The 1,260-nt window shown below is 71.6% G+C and carries 1 protein-coding gene; it reads right to left on the reverse strand.

All coding sequences use genetic code 11. From position 1 onward, the window contains the following. Nucleotides 1-59: 59 nt before the first annotated feature. A partial coding sequence (locus tag AC1D2K_RS34860; RefSeq protein WP_478095014.1) for an efflux transporter outer membrane subunit occupies nt 60-1,260 on the reverse strand: 1,201 nt, incomplete at its 5' end.

Here is a 1,260-nt window from a genome sequence, read left to right on the forward strand (position 1 = left end):
GATTATAGAGAGCCCCCCGGGCCCGGCCGTCCGGGCCGGGCCCGCAGGGGCCCGGGTCGTCACTTGGTGGCCCAGCCGCCGCCCAGGGTCTTGTAGAGCACGACCTGGTTCTGCAGCCGTGCCTGCCGCACCTGGGCGGTCGCGAGTTGCGAGGTGAAGAGCGAGCGCTGGGCGTCCAGCAGGTCGAGCCCGCTGGCCACGCCGCCGCGGTAGCGCATGTCGGACAACTGGAAGCGCACCTCCTCGGCCTTGGACTGGGCCACCAGGGCGCGCAGCTCGTCGTCGTAGGTCGCGCGGCCCGCGAGCGCGTCGGCCACCTCGCGGAATGCCGACTGGATCGACTTCTCGTACTGCGCCACCGCGATCTTCTGGCCGGCGCGGGCCGAATCCAGGTTGGCCTGGTTGCGGCCGGCGTCGAAGATCGGCAGCGTGATCTGCGGCGCGARGGCCCAGGCCTTCGAACCGCTGTCGAACAGGCCGGAGAACTCGGTGCTCGCCGTGCCGATCGAGGTGGTCAGCGTCACGCGCGGGAAGAAGGCGGCGCGTGCGGCACCGATGTTGGCATTGGCCGCGATCAGCTGCTGCTCGGCCGCGCGGATGTCGGGCCGCTCGGTCAGCAGCTCGGAGGGCAGGCCGGCCGGCAGTTCCTGCATCGGCGCCAGCGCCTGCAGCCCCTCGGGGCTGCCGGCGATGGTCTCCGGCGGTACCGGTGCGCCGATGAGCTGGGCCAGCGCGTTCTCGTCCTGCATCCGCAGCCGCTGCTGCTGGGCGTAGGTCGCGCGCGCGGTCTCGGCCTGCGCTTCGGCGAAGCGATAGTCGATCTCCGAGGCCACGCCGTTGTCGAAGCGCAGCTTGGTGAGCTTGAGCGAGTCGTCGCGCGTGACCATGGTGCGGCGCGTGATGTCCAGCGCCTCGTCGTCGCCGAGCACGGCCAGCCAGCCGTTGGCCACGGCGGCCACCAGGCTGATCTGGGTCGCCTTGCGGGCTTCCTCGGTGGCCAGGTACTGCGCCAGCGCGGAGTCCTTGAGGCTGGACACGCGGCCGAAGAAGTCGAGCTCCCAGGCCGTGACACCCAGGCCGACCGAGTAGCTCGATGCCACGCCCGGGCCGATGAGCGAGGGGCTCTGGCGCGAGCCGCCGGCCGTCGCGTTGAGCGTCGGGAACAGCGCCGAGCGGGTGATCTGGAACTGGGCCCGCGCCTGCTCGATGTTGAGGATCGCCACCTGCAGGTCGCGGTTGTTCGCGAGCGCGGTGTCGATC

The sequence above is a fragment of the Variovorax sp. P1_H12_2 genome (assembly GCF_056405335.1).